The sequence below is a fragment of the Burkholderia sp. Ac-20379 genome (assembly GCF_017104645.1).
GTDB lineage: Bacteria > Pseudomonadota > Gammaproteobacteria > Burkholderiales > Burkholderiaceae > Burkholderia.
In genome coordinates, this window is sequence record NZ_JAAGPF010000146.1 from 1 (window position 1) to 17,828 (window position 17,828).

The 17,828-nt window shown below is 65.3% G+C and carries 12 protein-coding genes and 1 pseudogene; 7 read left to right on the top strand and 6 right to left on the bottom strand.

Annotated elements, in window-relative coordinates; all coding sequences use genetic code 11:
- The 4 genes and pseudogenes from G3N92_RS18945 to G3N92_RS18960 form a co-directional block, all read left to right on the top strand.
- Positions 1–433 (top strand): annotated as a pseudogene (locus tag G3N92_RS18945) (collagen-like triple helix repeat-containing lipoprotein); the annotation flags it as partial.
- A 38-nt stretch (positions 434–471) separates the two neighbouring features.
- Positions 472–1,818 carry a collagen-like triple helix repeat-containing protein gene (locus G3N92_RS18950; protein WP_206129062.1) on the top strand — a complete coding sequence of 449 codons (1,347 nt, stop codon included), beginning with the start codon at positions 472–474 and terminating at the stop codon, positions 1,816–1,818.
- Positions 1,819–1,951: 133 nt separating this feature from the next.
- A complete protein-coding gene (locus G3N92_RS18955; RefSeq protein WP_206129063.1) occupies positions 1,952–3,634 on the top strand; it encodes a ShlB/FhaC/HecB family hemolysin secretion/activation protein in 1,683 nt (560 codons plus the stop codon).
- A gap of 191 nt (positions 3,635–3,825) precedes the next feature.
- Positions 3,826–4,287, top strand: coding sequence for a DUF2147 domain-containing protein (locus G3N92_RS18960; protein WP_241014887.1), 462 nt, complete (start codon positions 3,826–3,828; stop codon positions 4,285–4,287).
- 75 nt (positions 4,288–4,362) lie between these two features.
- Here the strand turns inward: G3N92_RS18960 and G3N92_RS18965 are convergent, their stop codons facing one another.
- The 6 genes from G3N92_RS18965 to typA form a co-directional block, all read right to left on the bottom strand.
- Positions 4,363–4,818: a transposase gene (locus G3N92_RS18965; RefSeq protein ID WP_206129064.1), complete on the bottom strand. Its 456-nt coding sequence runs from the start codon at positions 4,816–4,818 to the stop codon at positions 4,363–4,365.
- Positions 4,819–4,953: 135 nt separating this feature from the next.
- Complete coding sequence (gene zapE, locus G3N92_RS18970; RefSeq protein ID WP_206129072.1) at positions 4,954–6,051, bottom strand: cell division protein ZapE; 1,098 nt, start codon at positions 6,049–6,051, stop codon at positions 4,954–4,956.
- Between the two features lie 121 nt (positions 6,052–6,172).
- Positions 6,173–7,603 (bottom strand): dihydrolipoyl dehydrogenase, encoded by a 1,431-nt coding sequence (gene lpdA / locus G3N92_RS18975; RefSeq protein WP_206129065.1) that lies wholly within the window; start codon positions 7,601–7,603, stop codon positions 6,173–6,175.
- An 86-nt stretch (positions 7,604–7,689) separates the two neighbouring features.
- Complete coding sequence (gene odhB / locus G3N92_RS18980) at positions 7,690–8,970, bottom strand: 2-oxoglutarate dehydrogenase complex dihydrolipoyllysine-residue succinyltransferase (protein ID WP_206129066.1); 1,281 nt, start codon at positions 8,968–8,970, stop codon at positions 7,690–7,692.
- 134 nt (positions 8,971–9,104) lie between these two features.
- A complete protein-coding gene (locus G3N92_RS18985; RefSeq protein ID WP_206129067.1) occupies positions 9,105–11,975 on the bottom strand; it encodes a 2-oxoglutarate dehydrogenase E1 component in 2,871 nt (956 codons plus the stop codon).
- 329 nt (positions 11,976–12,304) lie between these two features.
- The gene (gene typA / locus G3N92_RS18990) at positions 12,305–14,125 is read right to left on the bottom strand and encodes a translational GTPase TypA (protein WP_206129068.1); all 1,821 of its coding nucleotides are present in this window, start codon (positions 14,123–14,125) and stop codon (positions 12,305–12,307) included.
- Positions 14,126–14,428: 303 nt separating this feature from the next.
- Between typA and G3N92_RS18995 the strand changes: the two genes are divergently transcribed.
- The 3 genes from G3N92_RS18995 to G3N92_RS19005 all read left to right on the top strand — a co-directional run.
- Entirely contained in the window at positions 14,429–14,953 is a 525-nt protein-coding gene (locus G3N92_RS18995; protein WP_206129069.1) for a MarR family transcriptional regulator, read from the top strand.
- 51 nt (positions 14,954–15,004) lie between these two features.
- Positions 15,005–16,531 (top strand): efflux transporter outer membrane subunit, encoded by a 1,527-nt coding sequence (locus tag G3N92_RS19000; RefSeq protein WP_206129070.1) that lies wholly within the window; start codon positions 15,005–15,007, stop codon positions 16,529–16,531.
- Positions 16,532–16,592: 61 nt separating this feature from the next.
- A partial coding sequence (locus tag G3N92_RS19005) for an efflux RND transporter periplasmic adaptor subunit (RefSeq protein ID WP_241014888.1) occupies positions 16,593–17,828 on the top strand: 1,236 nt, incomplete at its 3' end.

The window sequence follows — 17,828 nt, forward strand, 5'->3', positions numbered from 1 at the left end:
GGGCGGCACCGGCAGCAGCGGCGCGGGCGCCCTGCTGGCGCCGGTCACCGGCCTCGTTTCGACGGTCACGGGCGCACTCGGCAGCGCCACGGGCGGCACCGGCAGCAGCGGCGCGGGCGCCCTGCTGGCGCCGGTCACCGGCCTGGTGTCGAGCGTGACGGGCGCGCTCGGCGGCGTGGCCGGCGGCACGTCGGGAAGCAGCAGCGCGAGCGGCCTGCTCGCACCGGTTACGGGCCTCGTATCCGGCGTGACGGGCGCACTCGGATCGGCAGCGGGCGGCACGGCCACGAGCGGCGCCACCTCGACGGCCACCACGGCGGTGGCGGGCCTGACCGGCTCGAGCAACGCCACGACCACGAGCGGGACGGGCGGCGGCTTGCTCTCCCCCGTGACCTCGCTCGTCGGCGGCCTGCTCGGCGGCGGCAAGAAATAAGCATCACTCACGATAAATAGCGTCAGAGGAGTCCAACCATGAACCCGATCCAAACGTCCCCGTCGGCTCAACGCGCCTGGCGTCTCACGCTGAGCGTGGTGGCGGCCGCCACCCTGTCCGCGCTGGCCGCCTGCGGCGGCAGCGATATGACCTCGCAAGCCGGCAACAGCAACAACACGCCGCAAACCACCTCCGGCACGTCCAGCGGCACGACGAGCGGCACCAGCAGCAGCGGCACCACCGGCGTGCTGACGACGGCCGCGCAGACCGTCACCGACCTCGGCTCCACGGTCGGCTCGGTCACGATCCCCGGCGTCAACAGCGGCGTCACGCAAGGCCTCGGCAACACCGTGTCCGGCGTGGGCACGGTGGTCAACTCGGCCGCCAACGCACTGACCAACGGCCTTGGCCAGATCGGCACGACCAGCGATCCGGTCGGCACCACGGTGGCCGGCCTCGGCAGCGTGGTCAGCAGCGCCGGCACGGCGGTCGCGGGCCTCGGCCAGACCGTCAACTCGCTCGGCACCGGCCAGCTCTCGGCCCTGTCGCCGATCACCACGCCGGTCGGCTCGCTGCTGAACACGGTCGCGAACGGCGTGCAGGCCGGCGGCATGTCGCTCGGCACGGTGCTGTCGTCGTCGCAGGTCACGGCGGTCACGCAACCGATCAGCTCGGCCATCACGCCGCTCGTCACGACGGTCGGCCAGACCACGCAGACGATCGGCTCGGCCTCGGGCCTCGGCGCCCCCGTCTCGGGCCTGCTCGGCCAAATCGGCAGCGCGGTCAGCTCGGCCGGCACGCAGGTCAAGGGCGCATCGTCGCAACCGCTGGTCGGCGACGTCGGCACGCTGGTGCAATCGCTCGGCAACACGGTCACCAACGCGGGCGGCCTCGTCAACGCATCCGGCGCCAACGGCGCGAACCCGGTGGCCGGCCTGATCACGAGCCTGGTGGGCGGCTCGAGCGTCAGCGTCGCCAACGGCTCGGCGTCGGGCAGCACGGCGAGCAACCCGCTGACGGGCCTGCTCGGCTCGCTCGGCGGCGCCACCGGCGGCAGCGCCAGCGGCCCGCTCGCCCCGGTCACGGGCCTGGTGTCGACGGTCACCGGCGCACTCGGTTCGGTCACCAGTGGCGCGGGCGGCACAGGTAGTACAAATCCCCTCGCGCCGGTTACCGGTTTGTTGAATACTGCAACCGGGTCGCTCGGCAGCGCGACGGGCGGCACGGCCGCATCGGGAGCCGGTTCGCTGCTGTCGCCGGTCACCTCGCTGGTCGGTTCGCTGACCTCGACGGTGGGCGCGGCCGGCGCGACCGGCAGCGGCTCGACGGGTCTGCTGGCACCGGTCACGGGGCTGCTGGGCACGCTGGGCAACGTTGGCAAGTAAGCGTTCAGGCGGTATCCGTCCGCGCCGGCGGGAAGCGCGGACGGTCTTCACAGGTTGCAAGGAGCGGGCGGCACATCGAGGCCGCCCGTTCGCAGTACAAAACTAAAAGCTGGCCTACGAGGAATCACCCAACATGCGATCCACCCATCAGGTTTGGACGATGCTGCTTGCGCTTGCCGCGACGGCCGCCGGCTCCGTGCAGGCGCAGACCCGCCCCGCCGGCAACCCGCTCGAATCGCTGCCGCAGATCAACGCGCCGCAGCGCTCCACCGTCACCGTGCAGGTCGAGCCGCAGGCGCAACAGGTGCAGGAGCTGCTGGCCCGTCATATCACGCCGTCGACGGTTCGCGTCGAAGGCGTCAAGTCGGTGCCGTTCGATATGGTGTCCTCGCGCTTCACGCCGCTCGTCGGCAAGGACATCACGATAGGACAACTGATCGAAACCGCGAACGGCGTGACCAAGCTCTATCAGGAGCGCGGCTTCGCGCTGTCGTTCGCGTTCGTGCCGGCGCAGGATTTCGCCGACGGCGTGGTGCGCGTGACGATCGTCGAGGGTTTCGTGTCGGACGTGAAGATCACCGGCAAGCCCGGCCCGATGGAATCGAAGCTGCGCGCGGTGGCCGCCCACATCACGGCCGACCGGCCGCTGCGCAAGGATACGTTCGAGCGCTATGTGAACACGTTCGGCCTGCTGCCCGGCATCACCGTCAAGGCCAACGTGCCGCCGCCGCAGAACACCGATGGCGCGACCACCATGACGCTCGACGTCTCGCGCAAGCCGATCAACGTGAGCACCGGCATCGCCACCACCACGCCCGGCGTGCAAGGCGTGTTCACCGTCACCGAGAGCGGCCTAACCTCGCTCGGCGAGCAATTGAGCATCTCGGCGCTCGCCCCGAAGGGGCCGAACAACGTCACCTATGTCGCCGCCAGCGGCTCCGTGCCGATCGGCAGCAACGGCTTGATCGCGCGAGTCGATGCGAGCCATTACCGCGGCAACCCGACCGACAACCCCGGCCTGCCCTCGTACGTGAAGCGCACGGTGATCAACGACAAGATCGGCCTGTCGACGTCGTATCCGATCCTGCTCAGCAATCAGCGCAGCCTGCTCGCCACCGTGTCGGGCTACGCGTCGCATAGCGAGGACAACTATCAGAACCAGATCGGCGGCCAGTACATCGGCCTGCGCTCCCAGGTGCGCGTGCTGCAGGCGCAGATGGACTACACCACGATCCGGCCGAGCTCGGTCACCAAGCTCAGCCTGAACGTGGCGAAGGCCTTCGACATCCTCGGCGCGTCCAAATCGGCCGAAACCAACATCGCCGGCTCGACGCAGACCAACCCGGCCTCGATCACGTTCGTGCGCACGGGCGGCACGCTGGTGCAGACCAACCAGTGGCCGTACAAGATCGGCACCACCGTGCAGTTGACGGGCCAGTACAGCGCGGTATCGCTGCCGACCACCGAGCAGATCGCGTTCGGCGCGCAGCGCTTCGCGCTCGGCTACGAGCCGGGCGAAGCATCGGGCGATTCGGGCTGGGGCATGTCCGCGGAAATCAACCGCCAGTTCACGGTCGGCTACGCCTATCTGAAGTCGATCACGCCATACATTGCGTACGACATGGCGCGCGTCTATCTGCACGCGGGCACGCCGCAGCCGAACCGGCTGTCGTCGGTCGGCATCGGCGTGCGCGTTTCGGACGGCCAGCACTACAACCTCGATCTCAACGTGGCGAAGGCCGTGGGCGACGCACCGATCGAAAGCGCATCGCGCAGCCCTCGCATCAATGCGTCGTTCTCCTATCAACTGCAATGACCCTGTTCCACCGGCTCGCCAGCCTGCCGCGAGCCGGCTCGATTAGAGGCACCTCTATCAAACGCGGCGACGGCTTTCACGTATTCTGCGCAGAGGTTCTCGAACGATCGTGCGAAGCATGTTTTGCATGCGCCCATCGCAGGCGACGCAGAGCTCGACAGAAAAAGACAATGCACTCAAGGAGGAAGACAATGACCCGCTTCAATCTCTCGCTGCGCAAGCTCGCCGTTGGCGGCGCCCTGCTGATGTCCGCCGTGAGCGCATTCGCTCAGGCGGACAGCCCGATCGGCACCTGGCAAACGATCGACGATCACACCGGCAAGCCGAAAGCCCTGGTTCAGATTTCGCAGGATTCGAACGGCGATCTGACCGGCACCGTGATGAAGGGCCTCGGCGAGAACGACACGCCCGATCGCCGCTGCACGGCCTGTACCGACGAGCGCAAGGATCAGCTGATCAAGGGCATGACGATCATCAAGGCGATGAAGAAGGAAGGCGACCATTGGGATGACGGCAACATCCTCGACCCCGAAAACGGCAAGGTCTACAAGTGCAAGATGACGCTTGAGGATGGCGGCCAGAAGCTGGTCGTGCGCGGATATATCGGCGTATCGCTGCTCGGCCGTTCGCAGACCTGGGTTCGCCAACCCTAAGCGAGAGCCCAAGCAGAAAGCGGCGCATCGTCAAACACGATGCGCCGCTTTTGTTTCCGGCTGCAGCCGACTGGATCAGGCCGCCAAGGAATGCGGCGGCAGCAACGGAGACGGCGCGAGTGCGTGCGGCTCCGACAAAAACGGCTGATCGATACGCGGCACGCGAAGCCGGTTCGGCAAAATCGCGTGCCGCAACTCCGCCGCTCGCGAATGCGTGTGCTTGCGCATGCGGATGGTGACGGTGTCGTAGAGATCGTCACTGGCGGAACCGAACAATTCGTTCAACACGGCACGCAAGGTGCCCGACTCGTACCACAGCATGAAGCGGCGATGGCACGTTTGATACGCTGGATAACGGCGCGGAATCGCAGACCACGACGCACCGCTGAAGATCACCCACAACACGCCATTCAGCACATTGCGTGCATCGGCAAGCGGACGCCCCCGCAACTCCTTGCGAGGGCGCAATTCGGGCAGCAGCACGGCAACGCGCTGCCATTCGATATCGGTTATGTCTCGGTAAGGCGTCATGTCACCACTCCGATTACTGGAACATGACGTACGATAACGAGACGCTCTCGCGCTGGATATTGGATGATTCTGAAAATGACCGGGTGAATCGGCTCGGTCATTCGAAACACGCGAGAGCCCCCTGGCCCGCTTCGATCAGGTCAGCGAAGTATCCACCACGCGGCGCGGGGTTTCGATGTACTCCTGCGACTGCATCTCCACGATGCGCGACACGGTCCGGCTGAACTCGTTCGCCATCGGCCCTTCAACGTACAGATCTTCCGCCGGCACCTCGGCCGACATCAGCAGCTTGACCTTGTGGTCGTACAGCACGTCGATGAGCCAGGTGAAGCGGCGCGCCTCGGATGCCATCCGCGGCGACATCTGCGGCACATCGGACAACACGATGGCGTGAAAACGCGACGCCAGCTCCAGATAGTCATTCTGCGAGCGCGGGCCGCCGCACAGCGTCGCGAAGTCGAACCAGACCACGCCATCGGCCTTGCGCAGCGCCTTCAGTTCGCGCTTCTCGATATGCAGGATCGGGCTCTCGTCGGGCACCGCGGCCAGCCGCGCGAATGCATCGCGCAGTTCGCGGTCGGCCTCGGCGCCAAGCGGCGAGTGGTACATCTTCACCTGCGTCAGCGTGCGCTGGCGGTAATCGACGCCGGCGTCGACGTTCAGCACGTCGAGCTTCTGCTTGATCAGCGCGATGGCCGGCAGCATGCGGTCGCGATGCAGGCCGTCCGGATACAGCAGATCCGGATCGTAGTTCGAGGTCATCACGAACTGCACGCCGTTGCTGAACAGCCGGTCCAGCAAGCGGTACAGGATCATCGCGTCGGCGATGTCGGACACATGGAATTCGTCGAAGCAGATCAGGCGATAGCGCTTCGCGATACGGCGCGCCAGTTCGTCGAGCGGATCGGCCTGCCCCTTCAGTTCCTCGAGTTCGCGGTGTACCTCGCGCATGAATTCGTGAAAGTGCAGGCGCGTCTTGCGCTGCACCGGCACCACCGCGAAAAAGCTGTCCATCAGGAAGCTCTTGCCACGGCCGACGCCGCCCCACATATACACGCCCTTCGGCAATTCCGGCCGGATGACGAGTTTCTTGAACGCGTTCGAGCGCCGCGCCTTGTAGGCGACCCATTCGTCGAAACAGTGCTGCAGTCGCGTGATCGCAGTGCGCTGGGCGGTGTCGGCCTGATAGCCGCGCGTACCCAGTTCGCGCTCGTAGTATTCGGTGACGTTCATCATGCAAGCCAGAAAAGCCGAAGGCGAGCGGAAAACTCCCGCCCGCCTTCGGCATCAAACGGCGGCGCCGCCCGGCGACATGCCGATGCGGCGCCGTGGCGCGGCCTGACGGCCGCGTCGATCAGCTGTTCAGCGAACGCTTGTCCGCGGCGAGTGCCGCTTCACGCACGACTTCCGACAGCGACGGGTGCGGATGGCAGATCCGGGCGATGTCTTCCGACGCCGCCTTGAATTCCATGGCCACCACGGCTTCCGCGATCAGGTCCGACGCATTGGCCGAGATGATGTGCACGCCGAGCACTTCGTCGGTCTTCGCATCGGCGATGATCTTCACGAAGCCTTCCGGTGCGTTCATGCCGAGCGCGCGGCCATTGATCGAGAACGGGAACTTGCCCGCCTTGATCTCGCGGCCTTCCGACTTCAGCTGCTGCTCGGTCTTGCCGACCCAGGCGATTTCCGGCGAGGTGTAGATCACCCACGGAATGCAGTTGTAATCGATGTGCGGCTTCTGGCCGTCGATCACTTCGGCCACCAGCACGCCTTCGTCTTCGGCCTTGTGCGCGAGCATCGGGCCACGCACCACGTCGCCGATCGCGAACACGTTCGGCACGGCCGTGCGGCAGTGGTCGTCCACGTCGATGAAGCCGCGCTCGTTGGCCTTCAGGCCGATCGCTTCGAGGCCGAGGTTGTCGGTGTTCGGCACGCGGCCGACCGACACGATCAGGCGGTCGGCGTCGAGCGTCTTGGCGTTGCCGTCCTTGTCGGTGTAGGCAATCGACACGCCGGCGTCGGAGGCCTTCACGTCGCCGATCTTCACGCCGAGGTTGATGTCCAGGCCCTGCTTCTTGAACAGCTTCGCCGCTTCCTTGCCGACGGCTTCGTCAGCCGCGCCGAGGAATGCCGGCAGCGCTTCGAGCACGGTCACTTCGGCGCCCAGACGGCGCCAGACCGAACCGAGTTCGAGGCCGATCACGCCGGCGCCGATCACGGCCAGCTTCTTCGGCACGGAATCGAACGTCAGCGCGCCTTCGTTGTCGGCGACGATCTTGTTGTCGACCGGCACGTTCGGCAGGTGACGCGCCTTCGAGCCCGTTGCGATGATGACGTTCTTCGCCGTCACGACTTCGGTCTCGCCTTCGCCGCTGACTTCGATCTGCACGCCCGCGTCGGTCTTGCCCGCGAACTTGCCATGGCCCTTCAGCCAGGTGATCTTGTTCTTCTTGAACAGGAACTCGATACCGCCCGTCATCTTTTCGACGATGGCGTCCTTGCGGGCCAGCATCTTGGCGGTGTCCATCTTCACTTCGCCAACCGTGATGCCGTGATCGGCCAGGTGGTGCGAGGTGTTTTCGAATTCTTCCGACGAAGCCAGCAGCGCCTTCGACGGGATGCAGCCGACGTTCAGGCAGGTGCCGCCGAGCTTCAGCGTGCCGGCCGGGTTCTTCCACTTCTCGATACAGGCAACCGTCTTGCCGAGCTGAGCTGCACGCACCGCTGCGATGTAACCGCCGGGGCCGGCGCCAATCACGACGACGTCAAATTCCTTGGACATGACTATCCTTCTCTGTTGCCCGGCGCGCGGCAGCACGCGATGCGTGCGCCGCGCGAACGGAGCGATTCAATACGGAAAAGCGAGGCTTACAGATCCAGCAGCAGGCGGGCCGGATCTTCCAGCGCGTCCTTCATCGCGACCAGCGACAGCACGGCTTCGCGGCCGTCGATGATGCGGTGGTCGTACGACAGCGCCAGGTAGTTGATCGGACGGATCACGATCTGGCCGTTTTCGACCACCGGGCGTTCCTTCGTCGCGTGCACGCCGAGGATGGCCGACTGCGGCGGGTTGATGATCGGGGTCGACAGCATCGAGCCGAACACGCCGCCGTTCGAGATCGAGAACGTACCGCCCGTCATTTCCTCGATCGACAGCTTGCCGTCCTTGGCCTTCTGGCCGAATTCGGCGATCTTCTTCTCGATGTCGGCCAGGCTCAGCTGGTCGGCGTTGCGCAGAATCGGCACCACCAGGCCACGCGGCGAACCGACCGCGATACCGATGTCGAAGTAGCCGTGGTAGACGATATCGTTACCGTCGATCGACGCGTTCACGAGCGGGAACTTCTTCAGCGCGTGGACAGCCGCCTTGACGAAGAACGACATGAAGCCCAGCTTCACGCCGTGTTCCTTCTCGAACTTGTCCTTGTACTTGCCACGCAGATCCATGACCGGCTGCATGTTGACTTCGTTGAACGTCGTCAGGATCGCGTTGGTCTGCTGCGATTCGAGCAGGCGTTCGGCGATACGCGCACGCAGGCGCGACATCGGCACGCGTTGTTCCGGGCGGTCGTTCAGCCAGGTCGTGGCCGACGCCGGAACCTTGACGTCCGGCAGCGCGGCGGCCTTCTTCGGCGCGGCGGCGGCCGGAGCGGCGGCAGCCTTCACCGGTGCGGCGTTCGCGCCCAGCGCGTCGCCCTTCGTGATGCGACCGTCGCGGCCCGTGCCCGACACCTGGCTCGGATCGACGCCCTTCTCGGCCAGCAGCTTCGCGGCAGCCGGCGAGGCCGACGTGTTGCTCGAACCCGAAGCGGCAGCAGCAGCGGCCGGCGCGGCTTCCACGGCGACGGGCGCCGGAGCCGGACGCACTTCCGCTTCACCGGCTGCCGCAGCCACGGCGCCAGCCTTGGCTTCGGTGTCGATCGTCGCGATCAGTTGATCGGCGACAACCGTATCGCCGTCGTTCTGCAGCACTTGCGACAGCACGCCGGCTGCCGGTGCCGGTACTTCGAGCACGACCTTGTCGGTCTCGAGTTCGATCAGGATTTCGTCCTGAGCGACGGCTTCACCGGGCTTCTTCTTCCATTGCAGCATGGTGGCTTCCGAAACCGATTCGGAAAGCTGGGGGACTTTGACTTCTACGATAGCCATGACTTGTTTCCTGGATGCTTGATCTGGGTAATGTCGGGATGCCGAGGACAGTTCGTGCTCGCGTCAGATTCGCTGCGCGCGCGACGAAACAAACCGGGAACGCGCTAGGCGCGCTCCCGGTTCGTGATGTCCGCTTATTTTGCGATCGACGCGCTCTTCAGGCGGCCGAATGCCCCTTCGATCAGGGCCTTCTGCTGCTCGTAGTGCTTCGCGTAGTAACCGACCGCCGGCGAGGCCGAAGCCGGACGGCCGCTGTATGCCAGCTTCTGACCGTCCTTCATGCCTTCCTTCAGGTGGTGTTCGATGTAGAACCACGGGCCTTGATTCTGCGGCTCGTCCTGCACCCAGACCACTTCGGTCGCGTTGTCGTACTTCTTCATTTCCGCTTCGAACTGCTTGTGCGCGAACGGGTACAGCTGTTCGATACGGATGATCGCGACGTCGTTTGCCTTCGCTTCGCGGCGATGCGCGACGAGGTCGTAATACACGCGGCCCGAGCAGGCGATCACGCGCTTGACCTTCTTCGCGTCGATCGAATCGTCGGTTTCGCCGAGCACCGGCTGGAACGAGCCCTTGGCCAGTTCCGACAGATCCGAAACGGCTTCCTTGTGACGCAGCAGCGACTTCGGCGTGGCCACGATCAGCGGCTTGCGGAACAGGCGGATCATCTGGCGACGCAGCACGTGGAAGATCTGCGCCGGCGTGGTCGGCTGCACCACCTGCATGTTGTGATCCGCGCACAGTTGCAGGAAACGCTCGATACGCGTGGACGAGTGCTCCGGACCTTGTCCTTCGTAGCCGTGCGGCAGCAGCATCGTCAGGCCCGACACGCGGCCCCACTTCACTTCGCCCGACGAGATGAACTGGTCGATCACGACCTGTGCGCCGTTCACGAAGTCGCCGAACTGCGCTTCCCATGCCACCAGCGTGTTCGGCTCGGCAGTCGAGTAGCCGTACTCGAAACCGAGCACCGCTTCCTCGGACAGCACCGAGTCGATCACATTGAAGGTCGCCTGGCCTTCCGAGATGTTCTGCAGCGGCACGTACGTGCCATCGTTCCAGCGCTCGCGGTTCTGGTCGTGCAGCACCGCGTGACGGTGCGTGAACGTGCCGCGGCCCGAATCCTGGCCCGTCAGACGCACGGCATAACCCGAGGAAACCAGCGACGCGTAGGCGAGGTGCTCACCCATGCCCCAGTCCAGCGCCTGCTCGCCCGATGCCATCTTGCGACGGTCGTTGATGACGCGCTCGACCAGCGGGTGCACCTTGAAGTTTTCCGGTACCGTGGTGATGCGTTCGCCGAGGCGCTTCAGTTCGGCCAGCGGCACTGCGGTGTCGGCGGCATCCGTCCACTTGCGGTTCAGGAACGGAACCCAGTCGACCGAGTACTTGCTCTTGTAGTTCGAGAGCACCGGATCGATCGTGTGATGGCCTTCATCCATCGCCGTGCGGAAGGCCTTGACGTATTCGTCGCCTTCATCCGCACCGATCACGCCTTGCTGCACGAGCTTCTCGGCATACAGCGCGCGGGTGCCCGGGTGCTGTGCGATCTTCTTGTACATCAGCGGCTGCGTGACCGCCGGCGTGTCCTGCTCGTTGTGACCCAGCTTGCGGAAGCACACGATGTCGATCACGACATCCTTGTGGAACTGCATGCGGTAGTCGATCGCGATCTGCACCGCGAGCACGACCGCTTCCGGATCGTCGCCGTTCACGTGCAGCACCGGCGCTTCGATCATCTTGACCACGTCGGTACAGTACAGCGTCGAGCGCGCATCGCGCGGATCCGACGTCGTGAAGCCGATCTGGTTGTTGATGACGATGTGCAGCGTGCCGTGCGTGCCGTAACCGCGCGTTTGCGCGAGGTTCAGCGTTTCCATCACGACGCCCTGGCCCGCGAAGGCCGCATCGCCGTGGATCTGCACCGGCAGCACTTGCAGGCCGTCGGCGTCGCCGCGACGGTCCATCCGTGCCTTCGCCGAACCCTCGACCACCGGGTTGACGATTTCAAGGTGCGACGGGTTGAACGCGAGCGACAGGTGAACCGGGCCGCCTTCGGTTGCGACGTCCGACGAGAAGCCCTTGTGGTATTTGACGTCGCCAGCCGGCAGATCGTCGACGTGCTTGCCTTCGAATTCGGCGAACAGGTCGGACGGCATCTTGCCGAGCGTGTTCACGAGCACGTTCAGGCGGCCGCGGTGGGCCATGCCGATCACGATTTCCTGAACGCCCTTCGAGCCCGAGTGCTGGACCACTTCGTCCATCGCCGCGATGAAGCTTTCGCCGCCTTCGAGCGAGAAGCGCTTCTGGCCGACGAACTTGGTGTGCAGGTAACGCTCGAGGCCTTCGGCGGCCGTCAGGCGGTTCAGCACGTGCTTCTTCTTCTCGGCCGTGAAGTTCGGCGTGGCGCGCGTCGATTCAAGACGCTCCTGCCACCAGCGCTTCTGCTCCGGATCGCCGATGTACATGTACTCGGCGCCGATCGTGCCGCAATACGTATCGCGCAGCGACTTGACGATGTCGCGCAGCGAAGCCTGTTCGAAACCGAAGTACAGGTTGCTGGCGCTGAAGGTCTGGTCGAGGTCGGCTTCGGAGAAGTCGTAGAACGACGGCTCCAGTTCCGGAATGGCGGGACGCTCGCGACGCTTGAGGGGGTCGAGATTCGCCCATTGCGAGCCGAGGAAGCGGTACGCGCTGATCAGGGTCTGGACGTGAACCTGCTTGCGGGCCGTGGCCAGATTGGCACCGTTGCCGCTGTCGCGCGGAATGAAGGCGTTGGCCTTCGCGCGTTGGGCGAACGATTCGACGATCGGGAAATGCGCGACGTCGTTGGCATTGGACCCGTCCGTGGCCGGGACATTCTGCAACGCGTCGAAATACTCGCGCCAGTTGTCCGGAACCGATGCCGGGTTGTCCAAATAGGCTTCGTACTGTTCTTCTACATACGAAGCATTGCCGCCGAACAGATAGGAGTTCAGCTGGAACTGCTTCATTACATCTGACATTTTACGCTCACCTTTCTTCGAGCTTCTCGAGGAATAGCGGGTTGCTCAACCTTCCGCGACACGGCCTGACCGTTTAGCGGATTGCGAATCAAGTCTTGCTTGGAAGGACCGAAAACTTTGTGCGCGCAGCATAGCACACTACGCAACAGCGAAGGGCAGAATGTCGCACCCGTGAAAGCCCGGCCCCACGGACTTTCGGGGCGAAAGCCACGATTTTCAATAAGTCTCGCAATAGTGTTTTACGCATCGCGAGGCCGGAAACGAAAAAAGCCGCCCGAAGGCGGCTTTTTCCTGATCGTCATCGCGGCTGCAGCTTCGCGAGGGTTCGATCACTCGGTTTCGCGGCTGGCGCGGCGGCGCTCGTGTTCCTTCAGGAAGCGCTTGCGCAGGCGGATCGATTGCGGCGTGACTTCCACGAGTTCGTCGTCGTCGATGAACTCGACCGCGTATTCCAGCGACATCTGGATCGGCGGCACGAGGCGCACGGCTTCGTCGGTGCCCGAGGCGCGCACGTTGGTCAGCTGCTTGCCCTTGATCGGGTTCACGACGAGGTCGTTGTCGCGGCTGTGGATGCCGATGATCATGCCTTCATACAGCGCATCGCCCGGCTTCACGAACATGCGGCCGCGATCCTGCAGCTTCCAGAGTGCGTAGGCCACGGCTGCGCCGTCGTCCTGCGAGATCAGCACGCCGTTGCGACGCTCGAACACCGAGCCGTCCTTGACCGGTGCGTACGAGTCGAAAATGTGGCTCATCAGGCCCGTGCCGCGCGTCAGCGTCAGGAACTCGCTCTGGAAGCCGATCAGGCCGCGTGCCGAGATCTTGTACTCGAGACGCGTACGACCACGGCCGTCCGACGCCATGTCGAGCATTTCGCCCTTGCGGCGGCCCAGTTCTTCCATCACGCCGCCCTGGTGTTCGTCTTCGACGTCCACCGTCAGCAGCTCGAACGGCTCGTGCTTCACGCCGTCGATTTCCTGGATCACCACGCGCGGACGCGACACGGCCAGCTCGTAGCCTTCGCGACGCATGTTCTCGACCAGAATCGTCAGGTGCAGTTCGCCGCGGCCCGACACTTCGAACACGGTTTCGTCGCCCGTGTCGCGCACACGCAGCGCCACGTTGTGATTCAGTTCCTTCATCAGACGGTCGCGGATCTGGCGGCTCGTCACGAACTTGCCTTCGCGGCCAGCCAGCGGCGACGAGTTCACGAGGAAGTTCATCGTCAGCGTGGGTTCGTCGACGGTGATCATCGGCAGCGCTTCCGGCGTGTCGACGGCGCAGATCGTCGCACCGATACCGACATCTTCGATACCGTTGATCAGCACGATGTCGCCGGCTTCGGCCGATTCCACCTGCACGCGCTCCAGGCCCGTGAACGACAGCACCTGATTGATCTTGCGGCTCAGCACTTCGCCTTCCGGGCCGAAGCGCATCACCACGGGCTGACCCGGCTTGATGCGGCCACGCGTGATGCGGCCGACGCCGATACGGCCGACGTAGGTCGAGAAGTCGAGCGAGGTGATCTGGAGCTGCAGCGGCGCATCCGGATCGGCCGGGCGGACCGGCACGTGCTTCAGGATCGCTTCGAACAGCGGGCGCATGTCGCCGTCGCGCGCGTCCGGGGTCAGCGAAGCATAGCCGTTCAGGCCCGATGCGTAGACGATCGGGAAGTCGAGCTGCTCGTCGGTGGCGCCCAGCTTGTCGAACAGGTCGAACGTCTGGTTGATGACCCAGTCGATACGCGCGCCCGGACGGTCGATCTTGTTGACCACGACGATCGGCTTCAGGCCGAGCGCGAGCGCCTTCTTCGTGACGAAGCGGGTTTGCGGCATCGGGCCTTCGACGGCGTCGACCAGCAGCAGCACCGAGTCGACCATCGACAGCACGCGCTCGACCTCGCCGCCGAAGTCGGCGTGGCCCGGGGTGTCGACGATGTTGATGTGCGTGCCTTCGTACTCGACCGCGCAGTTCTTCGCGAGAATCGTGATCCCGCGTTCCTTTTCGATGTCGTTCGAGTCCATCACGCGCTCGACCATCTGCTGGTTCTCGCGGAAGGTGCCGGACTGGCGCAGCAGTTGGTCGACGAGCGTGGTCTTGCCGTGGTCGACGTGGGCGATGATGGCGATATTGCGAAGGGCGCGGGTCATAGAAACCTGATTTCGAAACCTGATGATCGGACACGCAAAAAGGCGCGTGCTGGATCAAGCCTCACGCGCGCAGCTGCAAATTGCATCCTGGAAAGCCAAGGATTATAGCATGCCAACATGTCGCAAGCTGCCCGCTTCGCTGCACCGCACACCGACTGTCGCGCAAACGCCATCGCGCCCCGCCCGCCGCCGCCCCTCCGTATCCGTCCCGATTGCCGGCCGTACAGCCTGAATGCATTATTTGCCGCGGCAAACATTCGCCCCTATACTGCTGCCTAGTCAACTATTGCAGAATCAGCGACCATGTCGGACTCCGATTCCCCTTCGCGCCTTCCCCCGGGCCTGTCGCTGGCAGCCTATCCCATCAACGACAGCGTCGGCTATCTGCTGTCGCGCGTGCGCTCGCTGATGACCAATCTCGTCACGCAGCGCACCCAGACCGAGCTCGGCATCACCGGCACGCAGGCAAGCATGCTGTTCATGCTCGCGGTCGGCAAATGTTCGACCGCCGCCGAACTGGCGCGCGAATACGCGATCGACGCGAGCGCCGTGACGCGGCTGCTCGATCGCGTCGAAAAACGCGGCCTGCTGTCGCGGGTCCGCAGCCACGAGGATCGCCGCGTGGTCCGGCTCGAATTGACCGACGAGGGGCGCGAGCTGGCCGAGCGCATGCCCGAAATCTTCATCAGCGTGCTCGATACTTTGCTGGCCGGTTTCACGCCCGAGGAAGTCGGATTCCTGAAAAGCATGTTGCGCCGGATCCTCAGCAACTACTGCGGCGAGAGCGCGGTGGGCGGCGCCGGCGGCACGGGCAATCCGGCGCAATAAAACGTGCCACAACAACAATTCCAGACGGATCGACATAAGGAAATCCTTGCAATGTCCACTATCCATCGAGGGCCGAGGGCTGCCGCGCATCCGGTGCGCGGCACGATCGCGGCGGCGCTCGCCGCGTTCGCGCTGGCCGGTTGCGCCAACTACATGGGCATCCACAGCGACAAGCGGATCGCGCCCGCCACGCAGTTCGACAGTGCACAGAGCCTGCCCGCCCAGGGCGGCCAGTGGCCGAGCCTGGACTGGGCCAGCCAGTTCGGCGACGCGCAGTTGCCGAAGCTGATCGATGAAGCGCTGGCGGACAACCCGACGATCGCCCAGGCGCAGGCGCGCATCGCCAAGGCCTCGGCCTATATCCAGTCGTCGCGCGCCACGCTGTTCCCGAAGATCGACGGCAAGTATTCGTGGACGCGCGAGCTTTACTCGGGCAACGGCCTGTTCCCGCCGCCCTACGGCGGCAGCTGGTTCAGCGAGAACAACGCGCTGGTCAGCGCGTCGTGGGAGCTGGACCTCTGGGGCAAGAACCAGGCGCGCCTGAAGTCGGCCGTGTCGCAGCAAAAAGCGGCGCAGGCCGAATTCCAGCAGGCGCGCGTCACGCTCGCGACCTCGATCGCACGCACCTACAACCAGCTCGCGCAGCTCTATGCGCTGCGCGACATCGCTCAGCGCGAGATCGGCAACCGCGAGACGGTCGGCAGGATCACCGAGGGGCGCGTGGGCGCCGGGCTCGACACCAACGTCGAACGCCAGACGGCGCGCGGCAACGTGGCGACCAGCCAGTCGACGCTGTCCGAGCTCGACGGCCAGATCGCCACGGTGCGCTATCAATTGGCGGCGCTGCTCGGCAAGGGCCCGGACCGCGGCCTCGCGATCGCCGTGCCGGTGCTGCAACCGGCCGGCGCCGTCACGCTGCCCGACAACATCCCCGCCGATCTCGTGTCGCGCCGGCCCGACATCGTCGCGGCGCGCTGGCAGGTCGAAGCGCGGCTCGCCGACGTCAAGGAAACCAAGGCCGAGTTCTTCCCCGACGTGAACCTCGCGGCCGGCTTCGGCTTCGATGCGTTCGGCTGGGGCCAGTTTCTGAAGTTCGCGAGCCGCCAGGCGCAGTTCGGCCCGGCCGTGCACATCCCGATCTTCTACGGCGGCGCCCTGCGCGCCCAGCTCAAGGGCAAGTACGCGGACTACGACCTCAGCGTGGCCGATTACAACCAGACGCTGATCGGCGCGCTCAACGACGTGGCCACGCAGGTGGCGTCGATCCGCTCGCTCGATCGGCAGATGGGCGACGCCCGCCGCGCGCTCGACGCCTCGACGCATGCCTACGATCTGGCCGTGATCCGCTACAAGGCCGGGTTGTCGCCGCAGCTCCAGGTGCTGAGCGCAGACATCAACCGGCTGTCGGCCGAGCAATCCGTCACGAATCTCGTGATGCGCCGCCGCGATATGCAGATCGGCCTGATCAAGGCGCTCGGCGGCGGCTTCGACGCCGCGCAGACGCCGCTCGCCGCGCAGCCCGCCGCGGCGCCGGCGGACGCCGCCAGCGCCACGGCCAGCCAGCAGGCATCGAACTGAGGCCCGCCGCCCTCGCCCGCCACCCCTCGCACACCGACAAGAATCGACGGAGAACATCGCCATGAGCGACCCTCAACAGAACGCAGCCGGCGCAGCCAAGCCGAACAACACGAAGCGCAAGCGCATGATGCTGCTGCTTGCCGTCATCATCGTGATCGCCGCAGTCGCCTACGGGTTCTACTACTTCCTCGTCGCGCGCTTCCACGAGGAAACCGACGACGCCTACGTGAACGGCAACGTCGTGCAGATCACGCCGCAGGTCACCGGCACCGTGATCGCGGTCAATGCCGACGACACGCAAACCGTGACGGCCGGCTCGCCGCTCGTCAAGCTCGATCCGGCCGACGCGCAGGTCGCGCTGCAACAGGCCGAGGCCAATCTCGCGCAGACGGTGCGCCAGGTGCGCGGCCTGTTCGTCAACGACGACCAATACCGCGCGCAGGTCACGCTGCGTCAGGCCGACCTGTCGAAGGCACAGGACGATCTGCGCCGTCGGCTCGCCGTCGCGCAAACCGGCGCCGTGTCGCAAGAGGAAATCTCGCACGCGCGCGATGCGGTCAAGGCGGCGCAGGCGTCGGTCGACGCCGCCCAGCAGCAGCTCGCCTCGAACCGCGCGCTGACCGCGAACACCACGATCGCCGATCATCCGAACGTGCTCGCCGCCGCCTCGAAGGTGCGCGACGCCTATCTCGCCAACGCGCGCAACACGTTGCCGGCGCCCGTCACCGGCTACGTCGCGAAGCGTTCGGTGCAGGTCGGCCAGCGCGTCGCGCCGGGCTCGCCGCTGATGTCGGTGGTGCCGCTCAACGCGGTGTGGGTGGACGCCAACTTCAAGGAAGTCCAGCTCACGCACATGCGGATCGGCCAGCCGGTCGAACTGAGCGCCGACATCTACGGCTCGTCGGTCAAGTACCACGGCAAGGTGGTCGGCTTCTCGGCCGGCACCGGCTCGGCGTTCTCGCTGCTGCCCGCGCAGAACGCCACCGGCAACTGGATCAAGGTCGTGCAGCGCCTGCCGGTGCGTATCGCGCTCGATCCGAAGGAGCTCGAGCAGCATCCGCTGCGCATCGGCCTGTCGATGCAGGTCAACGTCGACATCCAGAACGATCAGGGCGGTCAGCTCGGCAACGTGCAGAACACCGTCTACCAGACCGACGTGTTCGCGAAGTACGGCTACGACTCCAATACCCAGCTCGCCCGGATCATCGCCGATAACTCGACCGGCGACGCGGGCCTCCCTGCGGCAGCTGCGGTCGCCCACGCGAATCGCATTCGGCTCGCCTCAGACCGTGTTGTT

Coding starts and splice junctions, on each gene's coding strand:
- G3N92_RS18965 (WP_206129064.1), bottom strand. CDS start 4,818: ATGACGCCTTACCGAGACATAACCGATATCGAATGGCAGCGCGTTGCC.
- G3N92_RS18955 (WP_206129063.1), top strand. CDS start 1,952: ATGCGATCCACCCATCAGGTTTGGACGATGCTGCTTGCGCTTGCCGCG.
- zapE (WP_206129072.1), bottom strand. CDS start 6,051: ATGAACGTCACCGAATACTACGAGCGCGAACTGGGTACGCGCGGCTAT.
- typA (WP_206129068.1), bottom strand. CDS start 14,125: ATGACCCGCGCCCTTCGCAATATCGCCATCATCGCCCACGTCGACCAC.
- odhB (WP_206129066.1), bottom strand. CDS start 8,970: ATGGCTATCGTAGAAGTCAAAGTCCCCCAGCTTTCCGAATCGGTTTCG.
- G3N92_RS18985 (WP_206129067.1), bottom strand. CDS start 11,975: ATGTCAGATGTAATGAAGCAGTTCCAGCTGAACTCCTATCTGTTCGGC.
- lpdA (WP_206129065.1), bottom strand. CDS start 7,603: ATGTCCAAGGAATTTGACGTCGTCGTGATTGGCGCCGGCCCCGGCGGT.
- G3N92_RS18995 (WP_206129069.1), top strand. CDS start 14,429: ATGTCGGACTCCGATTCCCCTTCGCGCCTTCCCCCGGGCCTGTCGCTG.
- G3N92_RS19000 (WP_206129070.1), top strand. CDS start 15,005: ATGTCCACTATCCATCGAGGGCCGAGGGCTGCCGCGCATCCGGTGCGC.
- G3N92_RS18960 (WP_241014887.1), top strand. CDS start 3,826: ATGACCCGCTTCAATCTCTCGCTGCGCAAGCTCGCCGTTGGCGGCGCC.
- G3N92_RS18950 (WP_206129062.1), top strand. CDS start 472: ATGAACCCGATCCAAACGTCCCCGTCGGCTCAACGCGCCTGGCGTCTC.